Annotated in this window: 19 protein-coding genes; 12 read left to right on the top strand and 7 right to left on the bottom strand. The window is 72.4% G+C overall.

Annotation, left to right across the window (positions count from 1 at the left end):
- Positions 1–426: 426 nt before the first annotated feature.
- From IE118_RS01480 to IE118_RS01455, 6 genes are all read left to right on the top strand, one after another.
- On the top strand, positions 427–1,395 hold the full coding sequence (locus tag IE118_RS01480; protein WP_189555360.1) for a TraR/DksA family transcriptional regulator: 969 nt from the start codon (positions 427–429) through the stop codon (positions 1,393–1,395).
- A 65-nt stretch (positions 1,396–1,460) separates the two neighbouring features.
- The gene (lspA, locus tag IE118_RS01475) at positions 1,461–2,087 is read left to right on the top strand and encodes a signal peptidase II (protein WP_189555359.1); all 627 of its coding nucleotides are present in this window, start codon (positions 1,461–1,463) and stop codon (positions 2,085–2,087) included.
- Positions 2,088–2,141: 54 nt separating this feature from the next.
- Positions 2,142–3,086 (top strand): RluA family pseudouridine synthase, encoded by a 945-nt coding sequence (locus tag IE118_RS01470; RefSeq protein WP_189555358.1) that lies wholly within the window; start codon positions 2,142–2,144, stop codon positions 3,084–3,086.
- Positions 3,083–3,550: a GNAT family N-acetyltransferase gene (locus tag IE118_RS01465; protein ID WP_189555357.1), complete on the top strand. Its 468-nt coding sequence runs from the start codon at positions 3,083–3,085 to the stop codon at positions 3,548–3,550. The genes IE118_RS01470 and IE118_RS01465 overlap by 4 nt, the downstream gene beginning before the upstream one ends.
- A gap of 82 nt (positions 3,551–3,632) precedes the next feature.
- Complete coding sequence (locus tag IE118_RS01460; RefSeq protein ID WP_189556045.1) at positions 3,633–5,225, top strand: Na+/H+ antiporter; 1,593 nt, start codon at positions 3,633–3,635, stop codon at positions 5,223–5,225.
- Positions 5,226–5,261: 36 nt separating this feature from the next.
- Complete coding sequence (locus IE118_RS01455; protein WP_189555356.1) at positions 5,262–6,002, top strand: SDR family NAD(P)-dependent oxidoreductase; 741 nt, start codon at positions 5,262–5,264, stop codon at positions 6,000–6,002.
- A 7-nt stretch (positions 6,003–6,009) separates the two neighbouring features.
- Here IE118_RS01455 and IE118_RS01450 read toward each other — a convergent pair whose 3' ends face one another.
- A complete protein-coding gene (locus tag IE118_RS01450; RefSeq protein ID WP_189555355.1) occupies positions 6,010–7,119 on the bottom strand; it encodes a mechanosensitive ion channel family protein in 1,110 nt (369 codons plus the stop codon).
- Positions 7,120–7,226: 107 nt separating this feature from the next.
- Between IE118_RS01450 and IE118_RS01445 the strand changes: the two genes are divergently transcribed.
- Complete coding sequence (locus tag IE118_RS01445; protein ID WP_189555354.1) at positions 7,227–7,802, top strand: dienelactone hydrolase family protein; 576 nt, start codon at positions 7,227–7,229, stop codon at positions 7,800–7,802.
- A gap of 17 nt (positions 7,803–7,819) precedes the next feature.
- On the opposite strand, the gene IE118_RS01440 is transcribed toward IE118_RS01445, so the two are convergent.
- The 4 genes from IE118_RS01440 to IE118_RS01425 all read right to left on the bottom strand — a co-directional run bounded on the left by IE118_RS01440 (position 7,820) and on the right by IE118_RS01425 (position 12,586).
- Positions 7,820–9,502: an alkaline phosphatase D family protein gene (locus IE118_RS01440; RefSeq protein WP_189555353.1), complete on the bottom strand. Its 1,683-nt coding sequence runs from the start codon at positions 9,500–9,502 to the stop codon at positions 7,820–7,822.
- Positions 9,503–9,591: 89 nt separating this feature from the next.
- Positions 9,592–10,404 (bottom strand): DsbA family protein, encoded by an 813-nt coding sequence (locus tag IE118_RS01435; RefSeq protein WP_189555352.1) that lies wholly within the window; start codon positions 10,402–10,404, stop codon positions 9,592–9,594.
- A gap of 78 nt (positions 10,405–10,482) precedes the next feature.
- Complete coding sequence (locus tag IE118_RS01430; protein WP_189555351.1) at positions 10,483–11,193, bottom strand: hypothetical protein; 711 nt, start codon at positions 11,191–11,193, stop codon at positions 10,483–10,485.
- Positions 11,194–11,260: 67 nt separating this feature from the next.
- Entirely contained in the window at positions 11,261–12,586 is a 1,326-nt protein-coding gene (locus IE118_RS01425) for a DUF2252 domain-containing protein (protein ID WP_189555350.1), read from the bottom strand.
- Between the two features lie 203 nt (positions 12,587–12,789).
- On the opposite strand from IE118_RS01425, the gene dnaE reads away from it, so the two are divergent.
- On the top strand, positions 12,790–16,329 hold the full coding sequence (gene dnaE / locus IE118_RS01420) for a DNA polymerase III subunit alpha (RefSeq protein WP_189555349.1): 3,540 nt from the start codon (positions 12,790–12,792) through the stop codon (positions 16,327–16,329).
- An 89-nt stretch (positions 16,330–16,418) separates the two neighbouring features.
- Here the strand turns inward: dnaE and IE118_RS01415 are convergent, their stop codons facing one another.
- Positions 16,419–16,586 (bottom strand): hypothetical protein, encoded by a 168-nt coding sequence (locus IE118_RS01415; protein WP_189555348.1) that lies wholly within the window; start codon positions 16,584–16,586, stop codon positions 16,419–16,421.
- A gap of 222 nt (positions 16,587–16,808) precedes the next feature.
- Here IE118_RS01415 and IE118_RS01410 point away from each other — a divergent pair, with 222 nt between their 5' ends.
- Complete coding sequence (locus IE118_RS01410) at positions 16,809–18,014, top strand: NYN domain-containing protein (RefSeq protein WP_189555347.1); 1,206 nt, start codon at positions 16,809–16,811, stop codon at positions 18,012–18,014.
- A 16-nt stretch (positions 18,015–18,030) separates the two neighbouring features.
- Here the strand turns inward: IE118_RS01410 and IE118_RS01405 are convergent, their stop codons facing one another.
- A complete protein-coding gene (locus tag IE118_RS01405) occupies positions 18,031–18,441 on the bottom strand; it encodes a VOC family protein (protein ID WP_189556044.1) in 411 nt (136 codons plus the stop codon).
- Positions 18,442–18,684: 243 nt separating this feature from the next.
- Between IE118_RS01405 and IE118_RS01400 the strand changes: the two genes are divergently transcribed.
- The 3 genes from IE118_RS01400 (at position 18,685) to IE118_RS01390 (ending at position 21,300) form a co-directional block, all read left to right on the top strand.
- Positions 18,685–19,659 (top strand): ABC transporter ATP-binding protein, encoded by a 975-nt coding sequence (locus tag IE118_RS01400; RefSeq protein ID WP_189556043.1) that lies wholly within the window; start codon positions 18,685–18,687, stop codon positions 19,657–19,659.
- Between the two features lie 86 nt (positions 19,660–19,745).
- On the top strand, positions 19,746–20,567 hold the full coding sequence (locus tag IE118_RS01395) for an ABC transporter permease (RefSeq protein ID WP_189555346.1): 822 nt from the start codon (positions 19,746–19,748) through the stop codon (positions 20,565–20,567).
- A gap of 34 nt (positions 20,568–20,601) precedes the next feature.
- Positions 20,602–21,300 (top strand): AAA family ATPase, encoded by a 699-nt coding sequence (locus tag IE118_RS01390; RefSeq protein ID WP_189555345.1) that lies wholly within the window; start codon positions 20,602–20,604, stop codon positions 21,298–21,300.
- Positions 21,301–21,315: the final 15 nt, after the last annotated feature.

Here is a 21,315-nt window from a genome sequence, read left to right as displayed (position 1 = left end):
ATGCCGGTTCTACTCGCCGCGGTCGCGGCTTTCCTCCGGCGGCTCCGGGGTGATCTTCACGTCGCGCTCACCCCCGGGCTCACACCGTCCCCGGGTCGCTCTGGGCTGCGTACGCCGCTACTCGTCCCCATCCACGCTTTTCGCTCCGCCCAGTGTACGGCGCGACGCGGACGGCGGCCGACCGGATTTCCGCCGGGCACATGAGGGGGTGTGCCCCGAATGGCGAGGTATGCGGGTCCGGATCCCGGGACGCCCTCCCGGGCGGCATACCCGGCGGGGAGCTGGGCACAACGCATGCAGGCTCCCCGCGCGGCGTGCGCGGGGCGGGGAACCGGGCGGTGTGCCCCGTTGCCGCGGGACCCGGGTCGATTTATCGTCCCAGCACGATGCGCGCGCAAGATCACCATATGTGAAGGGGTCGCGGCCATGGTGGCGAAGAAGACCGCGCGGGGTACGGCGCAGGCGGACCCGGCGGCGGAGCCGGCCCCGGAGAGGACCCCGGCGGCCGGGAGGACCACCGTCCGGAAGCGGCCGGCCGCCGCGGAACGGTCCGGCGAACGGCCGGCGACGGCACAGGAGCCGGCCCGGACGCCGTCCGCGAAGAAGAAGAAGACGGCGGGAAGGAAGGCGGCCGCCGCGCAGGGGAAGGCCGCCGCGGAGAACGCGGCCGCCGGAGCGGCGCCGCCCGCGAAGGCGGCCCGGAACGCGGCGCGGCGGACGCCCGCCCGGGAGGCTGCCGCGGGGGCGCCCGGCGGCGCGGAGAGGGAGCGGGCAGCGGGGGAAGGGACCGCCGCGGGGGCGGGGGAGCGCGAGGGCGCTGCCGGGACCAGCGGGTCCACTCAGGATGTGGCCGGGCACAGCGCGGCCGATGACGCGGGCGCGGCCGAGGCCGCGGCGCAGACGGGAGTGACGACAGTGGGTGCGAAGAAGACCCCTGGCCCGGCGGCCACGGCGGAGAAGACCGCCGTACCCAAGGCCCGGTTCGCGGCCGTGGAGCCGGGCGAGCTCGCGGTGCGTCCCGGGGAGGAGCCCTGGACGACGGAAGAGGTCGAGGAGGCCCGGGCCGAGCTGATGTCCGAGGTGCTGCGGCTGCGCGAGGAGATCACCAACTCCGAGCAGGCCCTGGCCGGCCTGATGCGCGACTCCGGCGACGGCGCGGGCGACGACGACGCCGACACCGGCACCAAGAACATCACCCGCGAGCACGAGCTCGCGCTCGCCGCCAACGCGCGCGAGATGCTCAGCCAGTTCGAGCGCGCCCTGCAGCGCCTCGACGCCGGTACCTACGGCCTGTGCGAGAACTGCGGCAACCCCATCGGGAAGGCCCGCATGCAGGCCTTCCCGCGGGCCACCCTGTGCGTGGAGTGCAAGCAGAAGCAGGAGCGCAGGTACTGATCGGCGGGCGTCCGGGCCGTGCCGTACCCTCGTCCTCAGTCAGGTACCTAGGCTGAGGGACTCACGTGGCAGAGGCGGAGCGCATCATCGGTACGCCGGACACCCCGGACGCGGACCGGGGCGAGCAGACCCGGGACGAGCAGACCCGGGACGGGCGGGAACGGGCCGGCACCGACGGGACGGCGGCGGACACCGAGCGGCCCCGCGGCAAGCGGCGGATCGCCGTGCTGTTCGCCGTCGCCGCCTTCGCCTACGCCCTCGATCTGATCAGCAAGATGATCGTGGTCGCCAAGCTGGAGCACCACGAGCCGATCGAGATCGTCGGCGACTGGCTGCGGTTCGAGGCGATCCGCAACGCGGGCGCGGCCTTCGGCTTCGGCGAGGCCTTCACCGTGATCTTCACAGTGATCGCGGCGGCCGTGATCGTCGTGATCATCCGCCTCGCCCGCAAGCTCTACAGCCTGCCCTGGGCGATCGCCCTCGGCCTGCTGCTCGGCGGCGCCCTCGGCAACCTCACCGACCGGATCTTCCGCTCGCCGGGCGTCTTCGAGGGCGCGGTCGTCGACTTCATCGCGCCCAAGCACTTCGCCGTGTTCAACCTGGCGGACTCGGCGATCGTCTGCGGCGGCATCCTGATCGTGCTGCTGTCGTTCCGGGGCCTCGACCCGGACGGCACCGTCCACAAGGACTGAGGCCGCCCGGGCCTCCCGTACGGGAGCGCCGCGGCCGTCCGGCATACTCGACGGGTGAGCACGATTCCCGAGATCCGTACCCTGCCCGTGCCCGACGGCCTGGAGGGCGAGCGCGTCGACGCCGCCATCTCCCGCATGTTCGGCTTCTCCCGCACCAAGGCGGCCGAGCTCGCCGCGGCGGGGAAGGTCACGGTCGACGGATCGGTGGTCGGCAAGTCCGAGCGGGTCAGCGGCGGCGCCTGGCTCGAGGTGGAGATGCCGGGTGCGCCCGCGCCGGTGCAGGTCGTCGCCGAGCCCGTCGAGGGCATGGAGATCGTGCACGACGACGACGACGTCGTGGTGATCGTCAAACCGGTCGGGGTCGCCGCGCACCCCTCGCCCGGCTGGACCGGCCCCACGGTGATCGGGGGCCTGGCCGCCGCCGGGTACCGCATCTCGACCTCCGGCGCCGCCGAGCGGCAGGGCATCGTGCACCGCCTCGACGTCGGCACCTCCGGCCTCATGGTCGTCGCCAAGTCCGAGTACGCGTACACGTCACTGAAGCGCCAGTTCAAGGAGCGCACGGTCGACAAGCGCTATCACGCGCTCGTCCAGGGGCACCCCGACCCCACCAGCGGCACCATCGACGCCCCCATCGGCCGCCACCCGCAGCACGACTACAAGTGGGCCGTCACCGCCGAGGGCAAGCCCTCCGTCACGCACTACGACCTCATCGAGGCCTTCCGCGCCGCGTCCCTGCTCGACGTCAAGCTGGAGACCGGGCGCACCCACCAGATCCGCGTCCACATGGCCGCCCACCGGCACCCCTGCGTCGGTGACCTGACGTACGGCGCCGATCCCACCCTCGCCAAGCGGCTGCGCCTGACCCGCCAGTGGCTGCACGCGGTGCGGCTCGGCTTCGAGCACCCCGGCGACGGACAGTGGGCGGAGTTCTCCTGCGACTACCCCGAGGACCTGCAGCAGGCCCTGGACCAGGTCCGTGAGGAGACCTACGCGTGAGCGCCGGCTACGTCGTCCGGGTGGCGCGGGGGCCCGCCGACCGCGAGGCGTGCTTCGCGGTCCGCAAGGAGGTCTTCGTCGCCGAGCAGGGCGTCCCCGAGGACATCGAGTACGACGCCCACGACGCCGGCGCGGTGCACGTGCTGGCGGTCGGTGAGGACGGCACGCCGCTCGGCACCGGACGGCTGCTGCACGGCGCCGCGGCCGCCGCGAAGAACGGCGGCGACCCGGCCGTCGGTTCCCTGGGCCGGCTCGCGGTGACGCGCCGGGCACGGGGTCTGGGCGTCGGCGCGGCGCTGGTGCGGGCCATTGAGGAGGCGGCCCGCGAGCAGGGCCTCACCGCCGTCGACCTGCACGCCCAGACCCACGCCCTGGGTTTTTACCAGCGCCTGGGGTACGAGGCCTACGGACCGGAGTTCCCGGACGCCGGCATGCCGCACCGGGCCATGCGGCGCGCACTGTAGCCCGGGTCGGCAAACGCCCTGGTGAGGACGGTCGGCGTGGCAGTCTGGACTCCGCCGGCCGATCGTCGATCCCCTGGGAGCGCTGACCGTGGACCAGTTGGCCCTGCTGTTCGCCCTGCTGGTCGGGGCCGTGGTGAGCGTCCCCGTCGGGGAGCGGCTGAGGCTGCCGGCGCCGGTGCTGATGACGGTCCTCGGCATCGTCCTGGCGCTGCTGGAGTTCGTCCCGAACGTCGACGTCCCGCCGGAGCTGATCCTCCCGCTGCTGCTGCCGCCCCTGCTCTACGCCGCGGTGCGCCGCACCTCCTGGCGCCAGTTCGCGGCGAACGTCCGGCCGATCCTGCTGCTGGCCGTGGCGCTGGTCTTCGTCACCACCCTGTGCGTGGCCGTCGTCGCGCACGCGATCGTGCCCGGGCTGCCGCTGGCCGCCGCCGTCGCCCTCGGCGCGCTGGTCGCCCCGCCCGACCCGGTCGCGGCGACCGCCGTCGCCGGGAAGCTGGGGCTGCCCCGCCGCCTGGTGTCGATCCTGGAGGGTGAGGGGCTCTTCAACGACGTCACGGCCATCGTGCTCTACCACGTGGCGATCGCCGCCGCGGTGAGCGGCACCTTCTCGCCCTGGCGGGCGGGTCTCGACCTGGTGCTGTCGGCCGTGGTGGCGATCGCGGTCGGGCTCGCGCTCGGCTGGGGCACCAACAAGGCGATGAGCGCGCTCGGCGACCCGACCCTCCAGGTGGCCCTGACCCTGCTGGTGCCGTTCGCGGCCTACGTCCTGGCCGAGGAACTGCACGGCTCGGGCGTCCTCGGGGTGCTCGTCACCGCGCTGTTCCTGGTGGAGTACGCCACCGACGCCGACGACGTCATGGCCCGGCTCGCCGGGCACACCTTCTGGGACATCGTGGACACCCTGGTCACCGGTGTCGCGTTCGGGCTGGTCGGCCTCGAACTGCACAACGCGGTCGAGACCGCGGCCGGCCACTGGGGCGAGCTGCTCACCTGGGCGGGGGCGGTCGTCGGCGTGGTCGTCCTCGTCCGGCTGGCGTGGCTGCTGCCGGCCACCTGGCTGACGAAGCGGCTGCACACCTCGCGGGACGTCGGCGAGGACATCCCGGTGAGCTGGCGCGAGACCGTGGTGATGTGGTGGTCGGGGATGCGCGGGGTCGCCTCCGTCGCGCTGGCCCTGGCCATTCCGCTGGAGACCGACGGCGGGGACGCCTTCCCCGCGCGGGGCGAGATCGTCTTCATCGCGTTCGGTGTGGTGCTGGCGACGCTGCTGGTGCAGGGGCTGAGCCTGACCTGGCTGGTGAACCGGCTGGGAGTGCGCGGCGACACCGAACGGGAGATGGACTTCGAGCGGCAACTGGCCCTGCGGGCGGCGAAGGCCGCCAAGCGCAGGCTGCGGGAGATCGAACAGGTCGAGGAGCTGCCGGAGGAACTCTCCGAGCAGATGCTGCGCCGGTCGTTCGACATCGGGGTGCGGATCAGCCCGGACATCGCGGAGGACGAACGGCGCGAGGCCCTCCGGCAGCGGGCGCTGCGGCTGAAGCGGGTGCGGCGGATCGAGGGGGAGATGCTCAGCGCCGCCCGGCACGAGGTGCTGACGGCGCGCAGCGAGGCGGGCGCCGACCCCGAGGTGGTGGACCGGGTGCTGCGCCATCTGGACGTGCGCAGTCTGCGGTGACCGCCGCCGGCGGCCGGTTCTCCGTAGGGTCGTGCCATGACGCGCAACGTTGTGATCAGTGGGGGCGGCACCGGCATCGGACTGGCCGCCGCACGGATGTTCGCCGCCGACGGGGACCAGGTGCTGCTGCTCGGCCGGCGCGGGGACGTCCTGGAGCGCGCGGGCGTACCGGGTGCCCTGACCCACGCCGCCGACCTGGCCGATCCCGAGTCCGTGCGGGGCGTCGCCGGCTTCGTGGGCCGGGAGCTCGGCGCCGTGGACGTACTCGTCCACAGCGCCGGCGGCAACGGGCTGCTGGAACCCCCGGTCGGCGGCGACGACCCGCTGGAGGCCGTCGCCCGCGAATGGACCGTCAACTTCCGGCTCAACGTGCTGACCGCCGTGCTCCTCACCGAGGCCCTCAGGGACCGGCTCGCCGAACCGGGCGGGCGGGTGCTGTTCCTCAGCTCCATCGCCGCCTACCGGGGCTCCGGCCGGGTGTCGTACGCGGCGGCCAAGGCGTCCCTGCACCCCTACGCCCACGACCTGGCCCGCCGGCTCGGCCCGCACGGCATCACCGTGAACGTGGTCGCGCCCGGCTACGTCGAGGACACCGGTTTCTTCGGTGACGGCATGGACGAGGAGCGGCGGGCCCTGCTGGTCGCCGAGACGTCGAACGGGCGCGCCGGGACGCCCGGGGACGTCGCGGCGACCCTGCACTGGCTCGCCTCCCCGGGCGCCGGGCACATCACCTCGCAGATCATCCAGGTCAACGGAGGTGCCGAACGCGGCCACTGAGGGCCGCTCAGTGCTCCCGCTGGTGCTGGTGCACCCTGCGGGCCCCCGGTATCCCCGGGCGGTGGCCGTTCAGGTGGGGCGGCAGCACCGCGTCGGCCGCGTTGACCCGCGGCAGCGCGTAGGGATGCTCGGCGGCCAGCCAGCGGATCATCTCCTCGCGGACCGTGACCCGTACCGTCCAGATGTCGTCGGCGTCCTTGGCCGTCGCCAGGGCGCGGACCTCCATGGTGCTCGGAGTGCTGTCCGTCACGGTCAGGTTGTAGGTGCGGCCGTCCCACGCCGGGCACTCCCGCAGGATGTCGCGGAGTTTGTCGCGCATCGCGTCCAGCGGGGCCGAGTGGTCGAGGTGCCACAGGACGATGCCCGTCATCTGCGGCGTCCCGCGCGACCAGTTCTCGAACGGCTTGGACGTGAAGTACGACACCGGCATGGTGATCCGGCGCTCGTCCCAGGTGCGCACGGTCAGGAAGGTCAGGGTGATCTCCTCGACCGTGCCCCACTCGCCGTCCACGGTCACCGTGTCGCCGATGCGCACCATGTCGCCGAAGGCGATCTGCAGTCCGGCGAACATGTTGCCCAGGGTCGACTGGGCGGCCACACCGGCGACGATGCCGAGGATTCCCGCCGAGGCCAGCAGGGAGGCACCGGCCGCGCGCATCGCCGGGAAGGTCAGCAGCATCGCCGCCACGGCCACCACTCCGACGACCGCCGTCACCACCCGCTGGATCAGCGTCACCTGGGTGCGCACCCGGCGCACCCGGGCGGGGTCCCGTTCCCGGTGGGTGCTGGCGTAGCGGGTGTACGAGGTCTCCACGACCGCGAGCGCGATCCGGACCGCCAGCCAGGCGGCCGACCCGATCAGCACCAGCGAAAGGAACCTGCCGACACCGACCTCGTGGTCCGGCAGCACCCGGGCCTCCTCGTAGGAGCCTCTGAGCAGTGCCGCACAGATCACCAGCTGGTACGCGACGCGGGCACGGCGCAGCAGCCCCCACAGCGGGGTCTCGTGGTGGCGTTCGTCGGCCTTGCGCAGCAGCAGGTCGGTGGCCCAGCCGATCAGCAGCGTGAGCACGACCGACCCGCCGACCACGATCAGGGGGCGGAGCACGTCATCCATGTCCCCGAACCTAACCGGCTCCGCGCGGGCATGAACATGTGACTTCCGCGCCATCGCGGGTACTGCCGTGATCCGCTCCCCTCACACCTGCTGGCACGATGGACGGCATGAACATCATGCTCTTTCACTCGGCGCACGGACCGGGGCCCGCGGTGGCCGAGGCCGCCGGCCGGCTGCGCGCGGCCGGTCACGAGGTGTGGACGCCCGACCTGTTCGAGGGCCGTACGTTCGACTCGGTCGAGGAGGGCGTGGCGTACCAGGAGGAGACCGGCAAGGACGAGCTGCTGAAGCGGGCCGTGCTGGCGGCGGCGCCCTACTCGGAGCGCGGGCTGGTGTACGCGGGGTTCTCCTTCGGCGCCGCCGTGGCGCAGACGCTGGCGCTCGGCGACGACAAGGCGCGCGGGCTGCTGCTCCTGCACGGCACGTCGGACATCGCGGAGAACACCGCGGTGGACGAACTGCCGGTGCAGCTGCACGTCGCCGAGCCCGATCCGTTCGAGACCGACGACTGGCTCACCGCCTGGTACCTGCGGATGGGCCGGGCCGGGGCGGATGTCGAGGTGTACCGGTACGCGGGCGCCGGCCACCTGTACACCGACCCCGGACTGCCGGACTACGACGAGGAGGCCGCCGAGGCCACCTGGCGGGTGGCTCTCGGCTTCCTCGCGTCGCTGGAGGACTGACCGGGCGGGCGCGCCGGTCAGACGGGGTCGTACACGCGCTCGGCCTGCTGCGTGCCGCTGCGGGTGCGGTAGGAACGCGCCCACGTGGCAGTGGCGTCCGCCCGCGTGCGGCTGGACAGCACGTAGTAGTCCATCTGCGCCCGCTCGGCGGTGACGTCCAGCACGCCGTATCCGTGACGGTCGGTGTCGACCCAGTGGACGTGCCGGTTGGCGGCCCGGATCAGCGGGGCGGCGAGCGCGGTGACGGTGCCCTCGGGGACCCTGACGATGTCGTCGAGGTTGTCGGAGGTGACGGAGGTCACGACGAACTCCGTGGCGGCCGAGGGCGACAGCGGATAGGTGCCGGCGTTCACGGGCACGTCGTTGGCCCATGCCATGTGGATGTCACCGGTGAGGAAGACCGTGTTGCGGACGGCGTGGGCCCGCAGGTGGGTGAGGAGTTCGCGGCGGTCGTCGGTGTAGCCGTCCCACTGGTCCGTGTTGACCGCGAGCCCCTCCTGCGGCAGGCCCAGCAGCTTCGCCAGGGGCTTCAGCACGCTCGCGGGCAGGGAACCCACCGCGAACGGCGAGATCATCACCGAGGTGCCGACCAGCCGCCAGGTGGTGTCGGACGCCGTCAGGCCGGACTTCAGCCAGTCCAGCTGGGCGCGTCCGGTGAGGGTGCGGTCCGGGTCGTCGACGTCCCCGTCGCCCGGGGAGACCTGCTGGGAGCGGAAGGAGCGCAGATCCAGCAGCGACAGGTCGGCGAGCCTGCCGAACCGCAGCCGGCGGTAGGTGGTGCCGGCCAGCGCGGGACGCACCGGCATCCACTCGAAGTAGGCCTGCTTGGCGGCGGCCTGGCGTGCCGCCCAGGTGCCCTCCGCGCCCTCCGTGTGGTTCTCGGCGCCGCCCGACCAGGTGTCGTTGGCGATCTCGTGGTCGTCCCAGATGGCGACGACCGGCGCCGCGGCGTGCAGGGCCTGCAGGTCCGGGTCGGTCTTGTACGTCCCGTGCCGCAGCCGGTAGTCGGCGAGGGTGAGGATCTCGTGGGCGGGCGCGTGCGGGCGGACGGCCCGGCCGCGGGTGCCGTACGCGCCGGTGGCGTACTCGTAGATGTAGTCGCCGAGGTGCAGCCAGGCGTCCAGGTCGCCGCGGGCCGCGAGGTGGCGGTACGCCGAGAAGTGGCCGGCCTCCCAGTTGGAGCAGGACACCACCCCGAAGCGCAGACCGGTCACCGCGGCGTCGGCGGCCGGGGCGGTACGGGTGCGGGCCGCGGGGGAGTCGGTGCCGCCGGCGGAGAAGCGGAACCAGTAGTCGGTGGCCGGGCGCAGGCCGCGGATGTCCGCCTTGACGGTGTGGTCGGAGGCGGCGGTGGCGGGGGCCGAGCCCCGCGCGACGACGTCGGTGAACGCCTTGTCCCGGGCCACGGTCCAGCTCACCTCGATGTCGGGGCCGAGCCCCGAACCGGGTGTCGCCTCCGGCACGGGCGTCACCCGCGTCCACAGCAGCACACCGTCCGGCAGCGGATCGCCGGAGGCGACACCGTGCAGGAAGGCGGGGGTCTGCCGGGCCGCCCGGGCGGGCAGGGCCGCGGCGAGCGGTCCGGCGAGCGCCGCGGTGGCGGCGGCCGCCTTGACGACCGTACGGCGGCGCGGAGAGGGAGGGTGGGCGTCCGCGGGGGCGGGGACGGCACTCCGGGAGGATCTGAGTCGACTGGTCACAGCCGACCAGGCTACTGACAGGTACACGTAAGAGCGGGCGAACCGACGGAAGTTCGCCCGCTCTTCAGTGCGCGGTCAGCCGGCCGGGGTCAGCCCTTGAGGGCCTTGTCGACGGCGGTGGTGAAGTCCTCGGGGGTCATCGGGGTGTTCTGGCCGTCCGAGCCGGTGAGCTTCTTGCCGTCCATCATCAGGCTCGGCGTGCCCTCGACCTCGCTGTCGTCGAAGGTGTCGGACATCTCCAGCGCCCACTTGTCGTAGGTGCCGTCCTTCACGGCCGCCTGGAACTCCTTGTTGCCCTTCAGGGCGTCCACCGAGTTCGCGACCTTGATCAGGTACGCGTCGTCCTTGAACGTGTCCTTCGACTCCTCGGGGTGGAACTCGGCCGAGTAGAGCGCGCTCTTGTACGCGAGGAACGCCTCGGGGCTGACGTTCAGCGCGGCGCCCAGGGCGCTCAGCGCGTTCTTGGAGCCCTCACCGGTCAGATTGCGGTCGAGGAACGAGGCACCGATGAAACGGATCTTGTACTTGCCGGCCTCGACGTCCTTCTCGATGGTCTCGCCGACCGACTGCTCGAACGTGGCGCAGATCGGGCAGCGCGGGTCCTCGTACAGCTCCAGCGTCTTCTTCGCCTCGGGCTTGCCGATGACGACGGTCGTGCCGTTCGCGCCACTGGAGTTGGCGGGCTTGACGAGCTTGTCGTCCGCCGCGGCCTCCCAGTAGTCGGGCTTGTTCGTCTGCACGACCGCGTAACCTATGCCGCCGGCCGCCGCCAGGACGCCCACGACCGAGAGGGCGACCACGACCTGCCGCTTGGCCTTCGCCTTCTTCGCCTGGCGCTCGCGCTCCTCGCGCAGGCGCTCCCGGGCCGCCGTCTTCGCTGCCTGGCTGTTCCGCTTGCTCATGGTGATGTCTCCACGGGGGACGCACACGGGGGTGTGCGGGATACGTATGGGGGACTGCTGGTGCTCGGTGGGGTCGCCTCAGGCGGAGGCGGCGGAGCACGGCGGTCCGCGGCGTCCCAGGGAGTGCGCGAGGAGCAGGGTCCGGGCGACGGCGGTGCGCAGCGCCGGGCGCGCCGGACGGCGGACCTCCGGGGCCCGGCGCACGGACACCGCCGACACCGCCAGCAGCAGCGGCCGGACCGCCGTCGACGCCGCCGCCGCGACCGCGCTCAGCAGGTGGGCCAGTGCCCGCTCGCCCCGGCGCAGCCAGGCGGCGGCAAACAGGCCGACCCCGACGTGCGCGCCGAGCAGCATCCAGGCGGTGGCCGGTTCGGCCTGGGAGAGCAGCGCCGCCAGCCGGTCGCCGCCCCCGGCGGCCGGCCCGGTGACCTGGGCGAGCGGCGCGCCCACGCTGGTGCCGTCGCCGCACAGCACGTCGAAGCCGACGGAGCGCAGCGGGCCGGCCACGGGGCCGCCCATCCGGCCGTAGCAGACGTGCTGGCCGGTGGTGAAGACCGTGTCCGCGGCCAGCTCCAGCGGGATCAGCAGGGCGGCGATCCGCCCGAAGGAACGCTCCCGCCCGGCCAGGGCGTACGCCAGGAGGAACACGGCGGCGCCGACGGCGGCCACCGTGTTCACCGGCAGCGGAGCCCCGGACAGCAGCACGTGCGACGCGGTGCTGAGCGTCACGACGACGGCCGTGAACAGCGCCGCGCGTACGGCTCTGAGCTGGGTTCCGGATATGTCCATGGCGGAACGAGTGTGCCATGTGCTCCGGTAAGGGGTCCCTAAAGGGTCCCTGTGGATGTGCGGAAGGTTACAGCCCCGGAATCCTGCCGTTGCGGAACAGGTCCAGGAAGGTCTGGTGGTCGGCGCGGGCGCGGGCGCCGTAGGTGTGGGCGAAGTCGACCAGGAGCGGCGCCAGGGACTCCTCGTCCGCGGCGATCGCGGCGTCGATGGCGCGCTCGGTGGAGAACGGCACCAGGGACTCGCCGGAGGTGTCGTCCGCCGCCGCGTGCATGGTCGCGGTGGCCCGGCCGAGGTCGGCGACGACCAGGGCGATCTCCTCCGGGTCGTCGATGTCGCCCCAGTCCAGGTCCACGGCGTACGGCGAGACCTCGGCGACCAGCTGCCCCGAGCCGTCCAGCTCGGTCCAGCCCAGCCACGGGTCGGCGTGCGCCTGGAGGGCACGCTGGGAGATCACCGTGCGGTGCCCCTCGTGCCGGAAGTAGTCGCGGACCGCCGGATCGGTGATGTGCCGGGAGACCGCCGGGGTCTGCGCCTGCTTGATGTAGATCACCACGTCGTTCTCCAGGGCGTCGCTGTGGCCCTCCAGCAGGATGTTGTACGACGGCAGCCCTGCCGAGCCGATGCCGATGCCGCGGCGGCCCACGACGTCCTTCACGCGGTAGGAGTCGGGCCGGGCCAGCGAGGCATCCGGCAGCGTCTCCAGATAGCCGTCGAAGGCGGCGAGCACCTTGTAGCGCGTGGCGGCGTCCAGCTCGACCGCGCCGCCGCCGGGCGCGAAGCGGCGCTCGAAGTCGCGGATCTCGGTCATCGAGTCCAGCAGCCCGAAGCGGGTCAGCGAGCGGGCGTCGCGCAGCGCGTCGAGCAGCGGTCCCTGGGCGGTGTCCAGGGTGAACGGCGGCACCTCGTCGCTCTTCGCGCCGGTGGCCAGCGCGTGGATCCGCTCCCGGTAGGCGGCCGCGTAGACGGTGACCAGCTCGCCGATCTGACCGTCGCTGAGCGCCTTGGCGTAGCCGATCAGCGCCACGGAGGCGGCGAAGCGCTTGAGGTCCCAGGTGAAGGGACCGACGTAGGCCTCGTCGAAGTCGTTGACGTTGAAGACCAGGCGGCCGTTGGAGTCCATGTACGTGCCGAAGTTCTCCGCGTGCAGATCGCCGTGGATCCACACCCGCGAGGTGCGCTCGTCCAGGTAGGGGCCGCCGTGCCGCTCCGCGTCCAGGTCGTGGTAGAAGAGGCTCGCCGTCCCGCGGTAGAAGGCGAACGCCGAGGCGGCCATCTTCCGGAACTTCACCCGGAACGCGGCCGGGTCGGCGGCCAGGAGCTCGCCGAACGCGGTGTCGAGGACGGCGAGGATCTCCTCGCCGCGGTGCTCGTCGTTGAGCTGCGGGACCGACATCGCTGTGTGCCTCCAGGTGCGGGATGTCTCGGGACGGCTGGTCCGTCCCCTGCCCAACGTGTGACGGACCACGGGAGTGCCCGCGACCCGCCCGGAGGTACGTCGCCGCGAGCCCGGGGTGTCGGCGCCGGGGCATAGACTTCGACGCTGTCCCCCGGACCGTCCGCCCGCCGTCGCCGTGACTTCTCCTTGGAGGCCGCACCGTGTCGAAGCCGCCGTTCACGCACCTGCACGTCCACACCCAGTACTCGCTGCTGGACGGTGCCGCGCGGCTGAAGGACATGTTCGACGCCTGCAACGAGATGGGCATGACGCACATCGCCATGTCCGACCACGGCAACCTGCACGGGGCGTACGACTTCTTCCACTCCGCGCAGAAGGCCGGGGTCACCCCGATCATCGGGATCGAGGCGTACGTCGCCCCCGAGTCCCGGCGCAACAAGCGCAAGATCCAGTGGGGGCAGCCGCACCAGAAGCGCGACGACGTCTCCGGCTCCGGCGGTTACACCCACAAGACGATGTGGGCGGTGAACAGCACCGGCCTGCACAACCTCTTCCGGCTGTCCTCCGACGCGTATGCCGAGGGCTGGCTGCAGAAGTGGCCCCGGATGGACAAGGAGACCATCTCCCAGTGGTCCGAGGGGATCGTGGCCTCCACCGGCTGCCCCTCGGGCGAGGTCCAGACCCGGCTGCGCCTCGGCCACTTCGACGAGGCGCTCAAGGCCGCCGCCGACTACCAGGACATCTTCGGCAAGGACCGGTACTTCCTGGAGCTGATGGACCACGGCATCGACATCGAGCACCGGGTCCGCGACGGACTGCTGGAGATCGGCAGGAAGCTCGGCATCCCCCCGCTGGTCACCAACGACTCGCACTACACGTACGCGCACGAGGCGACCGCCCACGACGCGCTGCTGTGCATCCAGACCGGCAAGAACCTCTCCGACCCCGACCGCTTCCGCTTCGACGGCACCGGCTACTACCTCAAGTCCACCGACGAGATGTACGCCATCGACTCCTCGGACGCCTGGCAGCAGGGGTGCGCCAACACCCGGCTGATCGCCGAGATGGTCGACACCACGGGCATGTTCGTCAAGCGGGACCTGATGCCGAAGTTCGACATCCCGGAGGGCTACACCGAGGTCACCTGGTTCCAGGAGGAGGTGCGCCGGGGCATGGAGCGCCGCTTCCCCGGCGGTGTCCCCGAGGACCGCCGCAAGCAGGCCGAGTACGAGATGGACGTCATCATCCAGATGGGGTTCCCGGGCTACTTCCTGGTGGTCGCCGACTTCATCATGTGGGCCAAGAACCAGGGCATCGCGGTCGGCCCCGGCCGAGGCTCCGCGGCCGGTTCGATCGTCGCGTACGCGATGGGCATCACCGACCTCGACCCGATCCCGCACGGCCTGATCTTCGAGCGGTTCCTCAACCCCGAGCGCGTCTCCATGCCCGACGTCGACATCGACTTCGACGAGCGCAGGCGCGTCGAGGTGATCCGGTACGTGACGGAGAAGTACGGCGCCGACAAGGTCGCCATGATCGGTACCTACGGCAAGATCAAGGCGAAGAACGCCATCAAGGACTCCGCGCGCGTCCTGGGCTACCCGTACGCGATGGGCGACCGGCTCACCAAGGCGATGCCCGCCGACGTCCTCGGCAAGGGCATCGACCTCGACGGCATCACCAACCCCTCGCACCCGCGGTACAACGAGGCGGGCGAGATCCGCGCGATGTACGAGAACGAGCCGGACGTGAAGAAGGTCATCGACACCGCCAAGGGCGTCGAGGGCCTGGTGCGGCAGATGGGCGTGCACGCGGCCGGCGTGATCATGTCCAGCGAACCCATCGTCGACCACGCCCCGATCTGGGTGCGGCACACCGACGGCGTGACCATCACGCAGTGGGACTACCCCCAGTGCGAGTCGCTGGGCCTGCTGAAGATGGACTTCCTGGGCCTGCGCAACCTCACGATCATGGACGACGCCATCAAGATGGTGAAGGCCAACAAGGGCATCGACCTGGAGATGCTCTCCCTCCCGCTGGACGACCCCAAGACCTTCGAACTGCTCTGCCGCGGCGACACCCTCGGCGTCTTCCAGTTCGACGGCGGCCCGATGCGCTCGCTGCTCCGCCAGATGCAGCCCGACAACTTCGAGGACATCTCCGCCGTCTCGGCCCTCTACCGGCCGGGCCCGATGGGCATGAACTCGCACATCAACTACGCGGAGCGCAAGAACGGCCGCCAGGAGATCACCCCGATCCACAAGGAACTGGAGGAGCCGCTCCAGGAGGTGCTGTCGGTCACCTACGGCCTGATCGTCTACCAGGAGCAGGTGCAGAAGGCCGCCCAGATCATCGCGGGCTACTCGCTCGGCGAGGCCGACATCCTCCGCCGCGTGATGGGCAAGAAGAAGCCCGACGAACTGGCGAAGAACTTCGTTCTCTTCCAGGAGGGCGCCCGCAAGAACGGCTACAGCGACGAGGCGATCCAGGCGCTGTGGGACGTGCTGGTCCCCTTCGCCGGCTACGCGTTCAACAAGGCCCACTCCGCCGCGTACGGACTGGTGTCGTACTGGACCGGGTACCTCAAGGCGAACTACCCGGCCGAGTACATGGCGGCGCTGCTCACGTCCGTCAAGGACGACAAGGACAAGTCGGCGGTCTACCTCAACGAGTGCCGCCGCATGGGCATCAAGGTGCTCCCGCCCAACGTCAACGAGTCCGAGGCGAACTTCGCCGCGCAGGGCGACGACGTGATCCTCTTCGGCCTGTCGGCGGTGCGCAACGTCGGCACCAACGTCGTCGAGTCGATCATCAGGTCCCGCAAGGCCAAGGGGAAGTACGCCTCCTTCCCCGACTATCTCGACAAGGTCGAGGCCGTGGTCTGCAACAAGCGCACCACAGAGTCGCTGATCAAGGCCGGCGCCTTCGACTCCATGGGCCACACCCGCAAGGGCCTCACCGCGCAGTACGAGCCGATGATCGACAACGTGGTCGCGGTCAAGCGCAAGGAGGCCGAGGGGCAGTTCGACCTCTTCGGCGGCATGGGCGAGGAGGAGAGCAGCGAGCCGGGCTTCGGTCTCGACGTCACCTTCACCGACGACGAGTGGGACAAGACGTACCTGCTCGCGCAGGAGCGGGAGATGCTCGGTCTCTACGTCTCCGACCACCCGCTGTTCGGCCTGGAGCACGTGCTGTCCGACAAGGCCGACGCGGGCATCTCCCAGCTCACCGGCGGCGACTTCGGGGACGGCGCCGTGGTCACCATCGGCGGGATCATCTCGGGCCTCCAGCGCAAGATGACCAAGCAGGGCAACGCCTGGGCGATCGCGACCGTGGAGGACCTCGCGGGCTCCCTGGAGTGCATGTTCTTCCCGGCGACTTACCAGCTCGTCTCGACCCAGCTCGTCGAGGACGCCGTGGTGTTCGTCAAGGGGCGGCTCGACAAGCGCGAGGACGTGCCGCGCCTGGTCGCGATGGAGCTGATGATCCCCGACCTGTCCAACGCGGGCGCCAACGCGCCCGTGGTGCTCACCATCCCGGCCACCCGCGTGACCCCGCCGATGGTCAGCAGGCTCGGTGAGATCCTCACGCACCACAAGGGCGACAGCGAGGTCCGGATCAAGCTCCAGGGGCCGACGAAGACGACGGTGCTGCGCCTGGACCGGCACCGGGTCAAGCCCGACCCGGCCCTGTTCGGCGACCTGAAGGTCCTCCTCGGCCCGTCCTGCCTCGCGGGCTAGTTCGCGGCCTCGCACGCTCGAGGGGCGCACCCTGTGGTGGGTGCGCCCCTCGTCATCTGCCCGGGCCACGACGGCCCGTCACACGGACGTCAGTTGTGGCCGAAGCGCTTCTGCCGGCCCTTGCCCGGGCCGACCTCGCCCGGCACGACCTGCGTGGTGCGCTGCTCGTCGGGCGTCTCCATCGCGGTCGGCTGCGACGCGCGCCGGGCGTGCTCGGCCTGGGGCTGCTTACGTTCACGGTTCTTGTTCTTGGCCATGGTGGTTGCCTCCTGTGGGGGACTAGGGGCCAGGGCCGCCCTCAGATTCACACACCCCGATGACCCACGCATGTCGGACAATTACCGTGCGTGACCTGCCTGGTCGGGGGAGGAAGTGTGGAAACGCCACGCCGAAGATCGAGTTCGGGCCGTTAACCCCGGTGCAGTCGGGCAGACTCGAAGCAAGCCCGAAGCAAACCTCCCGGAAAGAGGGTGGATCGCGTGGACCGCTGCATCGTCCTGGTGGACGCCGGGTATCTGCTGGGGGCCGCCGCCAGTCTCCTCGCCGGGGAGCCCTCCCGGTCCCGCATCACCGTGGACCACGCCGCCCTCATCCAGGGCCTGCGCGACCGCGCCGAGAATGACACGCGGCAGCCGCTGCTGCGCATCTACTGGTTCGACGGCGCCCCCGACCGCGTCCCGCAGCCCGAGCACCGCCGGCTGCGCGTGATGCCCCGGGTCACCGTCCGGCTCGGCGCGCTGACCCGCAGCGACGGCCGCTGGGCGCAGAAGGGCGTCGACGCGGCGATGCACGCCGAGCTGACCGAACTCGCCCGCAACCGCGCCTGCTCCGACATCGTCCTGGTCACCGGTGACGGCGACCTGCTGCCCGGCATGATGGCCGCCAAGGAGCACGGCGTCGCCGTCCACCTGTGGGCGGTGCAGGCCGCCGACGGCGACTACAACCAGTCCGAGGACCTGGTCGCCGAGGCCGACGAGCGCCGGGTGCTGGACCGGGCGTGGATCACCCAGGCCGTACGGCCCAAGGAACACACCGGGGTGTGCGCGCCGCCGCCCGTGCCGCGCCCCGAGATCGCCGCGATCCTCTCCGCCCCGCTGCCGGACTCCGCGCTCGCCGCGGCCGCCGAGCGCACCGCGCAGGAGCCGCAGCACCCGGCCTCCGCGCACAACGGCACCCCGGAGCGGACCTCCACGGCGCGGGGCGTCCCCACCCCGAAGGACCTGGCGGCCCTGCGCGGTCCCGGCGCGCAGCAGCCCCAGCAGCCGGCCTCCGCGACGCTCAGGTGGTCCTCCGACAAGGGCTGGGTCGACCGGCCCGCCGCCGAGCCGCCGGAGGCTGCCTCCATGCCGACGCTGGCCCAGCTGACCACGGCGGAGCAGCGCTGGGCCGACCGCGAGGAGGACATCACCACCGTCGGCGGTGACCCCTTCGAGGTGGGACAGGTCTTCGCCCGCCGCTGGGTGGAGCGGCTGGGCGACCAGAGCCACATTCAGAAACTGTCCGGCATGTACCCCCGCATCCCGCACCGCGTCGACGGCGAGCTGCTCCGCTACGCGGCCCGCTTCGGCCTCCTCGCCCACAAGGACGACCAGATCGACGAGCGCGACCGCTACGCCATCCGGGCGGGTTTCTGGCGCGAACTCGACCTCCGCACGGGCACGGAGCGGGCTCCCGCGGGGGAGTGAGCGGAGCCCGCCCCGGTCAGTCCTGCCCGCCCAGCTCGGTGAAGAGGGTCAGCTGGAGCGCGCCCGGTGCCTCCAGCCGCGCGTTCAGGGAGTTCCAGGGGGTGCGGGTCGGCTCGGCCAGCACCTCCGCCCCGGCGGCGGCCAGCCTGGCCGTGGTGGCGGCGGAGTCGTCGACCTGGAAGGCGACCCGGACGTGACCGGCCGTACGGCGCCCGACCTCGACCTCGTCGATGAAGGCGGCGTGGTGCGGGTCGGTCAGCTCCAGGGTGGCCCGGCCCGCCTCCAGGATGGTGACCCTGCCGTCGGGTGACGAGAACGCCGCGCGCTCGGGCAGTCCCAGGACGTCGCGGTAGAAGCGCAGCGCGGCGTCGTAGTCGTCGGCGGTGACCACCAGGCGCAGCTCGCGGACGGCGGGTCCGTCGCTCATGTCGTCGCTCATGTCGGCTCCTCGGAGATCGCTCGGCCGGGACGACCGGGGAACACGGTGTGCGACCGGATGATTCCCCGCGGTTCCCGCTCCGGGGCCGGCGTGTCCGGTGCGTCCGGTGCGTCCCCTCCCGGCGGGCGCGGCGCAAGGGCGACCCGAGGACGGACCGGGCTTCCCGACCCCGTAGGCTCGTCCCTTGTGAATACGCGCGCGGCACAGGGATTCCGGCACGGCGGTGACGTCGTGTGCGTGGTGCGCGGGCTGACCAAGACCTACCCGGCGGTGCGCGGCCGGCGCGGGGTTCCCGCGACGCCCGAGGTCCGGGCCACCGACGACGTGGAGCTCGACATCCGGCGCGGTGAGATCTTCGGCCTGCTCGGGCCGAACGGCGCCGGCAAGTCCACCCTGGTGCGCCAGCTGACCGGGCTGATGCGGCCCGACCGCGGCAGCGTCCGGATCCTGGGCCACGACATCGTGCGCCATCCCGAGCGGGCCTCCCGCATCCTCGCCTACCTGGGCCAGGAGTCCACCGCCCTGGACGACCTGACCGTGTCCCTCGCCGCCGAGACGACCGGCCGGCTGCGCGGCCTCGACGCCCGCCGGGCACGGGGCGAACGCGACGACGTCCTGGACGAACTGGGGCTCGCCCCGCTCGCCGGGCGCCCGCTGCGCAAGCTCTCCGGCGGCCAGCGCAGGCTCGCCTGCTTCGCCGCCGCGCTGGTGGGGCGGCGGCCGCTGCTGGTGCTCGACGAGCCCACCACCGGCATGGACCCGGTGGCCCGGCGCGCGGTGTGGTCCGCCGTCGACCGGCGCCGTGCCGAGCACGGCGCGACCGTCCTGCTGGTCACCCACAACGTCATCGAGGCGGAGACCGTCCTCGACCGTGTCGCGGTGCTCGACCGCGGCCGGGTCATCGCCTGCGACACCCCGTCCGGGCTGAAGGAGCAGGTCGCCGGCGAGGTCCGGGTCGATCTGGTGTGGCGCGAGGCCGCGCCGCTGCACGTGCCCGAGGTCGCCGCGCTGCGCGACCGCGTCGTCGAGTCCGGCCGCCGCTGGACCCTGCGGCTGGCCCCCGAGGAGGCCCGGACCGTCGTCGCCACCGTCACCGGCGGTGCCGCCTTCGCCGCCCTGGACGACTTCACGCTGGCCACGCCCAGCCTGGAGGACGTCTACCTCGCGCTCGGCGGTGCCGTACGACAAGGACTGGTGAAGGCGTGAGCACACGGGCCGTGTCATCCGTACGGAACGGGGCGGGTGCCGCCGCGCATCCGGGTGAGGCTCCGAGCGAAGGAGAGCAGCACGACGTGAGTGTCGTACCCGCCGATGTCCTGCCGGGCGGTGTCCCGGCCGTCGGGGCGGCCGAGCCGGAGACGGCCGAGCTCGGCCCCCGGGCGCGGCTGTGGCCGTCGCTGGCGGCCGTGTACCGGGCGCAGCTGTCCCGGGCCCGGGTGGCGCGCATCCCGCTGCTGTTCGTGGCGACGTTCCAGTCGGTCGGCATCATGATCCTGATGCGCGGTGTCGTGGACGGCGGCGGCGAGGCGCGCGCCGTGGTCGCCGGCTCGGCGGTACTGGTCGTCGCGTTCGTCGCCCTGAACCTCCTCGCCCAGTACTTCGGCCAGCTGCGGGCCGGCGGCGGACTCGACCACTACGCGACCCTGCCGGTGCCGCCGGCGGCGGTGGTGCTGGGCGCGGCGGGCGCGTACGCCTCGTTCACCGTGCCGGGCACCGTCGTGACCGCCGTCTTCGGCTGCGCGCTGTTCGGGCTGCCGCTGGCGCACCTGTGGGTCCTGATCGCGGTGATCCCCCTCGCGGGCGCCGCGCTCGCCGGGCTCGGAGCGGCGCTCGGCCTGCTCGCGCCCCGGCCGGAACTGGCCACGCTCCTCGGCCAGCTCGGCATGTCCGCGGCGCTGCTGCTGGGGGTGCTGCCGCCGGAGCGGATGCCGGAGGCGGTGCGCCTGGCCCGCGACCTGCTGCCGTCGACGTACGGCGTCGAGGCCTTCGCGCGGACCTTCGCCCCGCACCCCGACTGGGCCCTCGTCCTCGGTGACCTCGCCGTGTGCGGGGTGGTCGGGGTGCTCTCGCTGGCGGTGGCGACCTGGGCCTACCGCAGGGCCGCCGTCCGGTGACGCGCCGCACGGCCGGGCCTGGCACGATGGCAGGGTGAGCGCTCCCCTGACACCACCACCGCCCCCGCACGGGCATTCCGCCCGTGACCCGTGGCAGTCGCCGTCCGGCCCGGCCGCGGAGGATTCGGCCCGGCACGCCGGGAAGTCCGGGTATCCCCGGCGCGGCTGGTGGGACGACCAGGACGGTCCCGGGATGAAGCAGGAACTGCGCGAGGCCGCGGTGACCCTGGTGGCGGTGGCGCTCGGCGGGCTGCTGCTCGGCGCGCTGTGGTGGTGGCTGGCGCCGCGGGTGCCGCTGGTGGGCGAGGTGTCCGGCGGCAACTGGGCCGTCTACCTCAAGGACTCCGAGGGTGAGCAGGGCATCGGGGTGGACGGGACGTTCACCCTGCTCGCGCTGGCGTTCGGCGCGCTGAGCGCGCTGGTCGTGTTCCTGGTGCGGCGGCGGGGCGGCGTGCCGCTGGTGGTGGCGCTGGCCGCGGGCGGGCTGCTGGGGTCGGTCCTGGCCTGGCGGCTGGGGGTGTGGCTGGGGCCGCCCGAGGACGTGATGGCGCAGGCCCGGAGCGTGGGCCAGGGCGTCACCTTCGATGCCCCGCTGCAGCTGAGCGCGAAGGGCGCCCTGCTCGCGTGGCCGTTCGCGGCGCTGGTGGTGCACCTGGGGCTGACGAGCCTGTTCGGGCCGCGGGACCCCGAGGACTTTCCGCCGGACCCGCACGTGCCGGCCCCGGGGGCCTAGATCCCCGAGCCCCCG

The sequence above is a fragment of the Streptomyces pilosus genome (genome assembly GCF_014649835.1).
GTDB lineage: Bacteria > Actinomycetota > Actinomycetes > Streptomycetales > Streptomycetaceae > Streptomyces > Streptomyces pilosus.
This window is presented reverse-complemented; position numbering and strand designations above follow the sequence as displayed.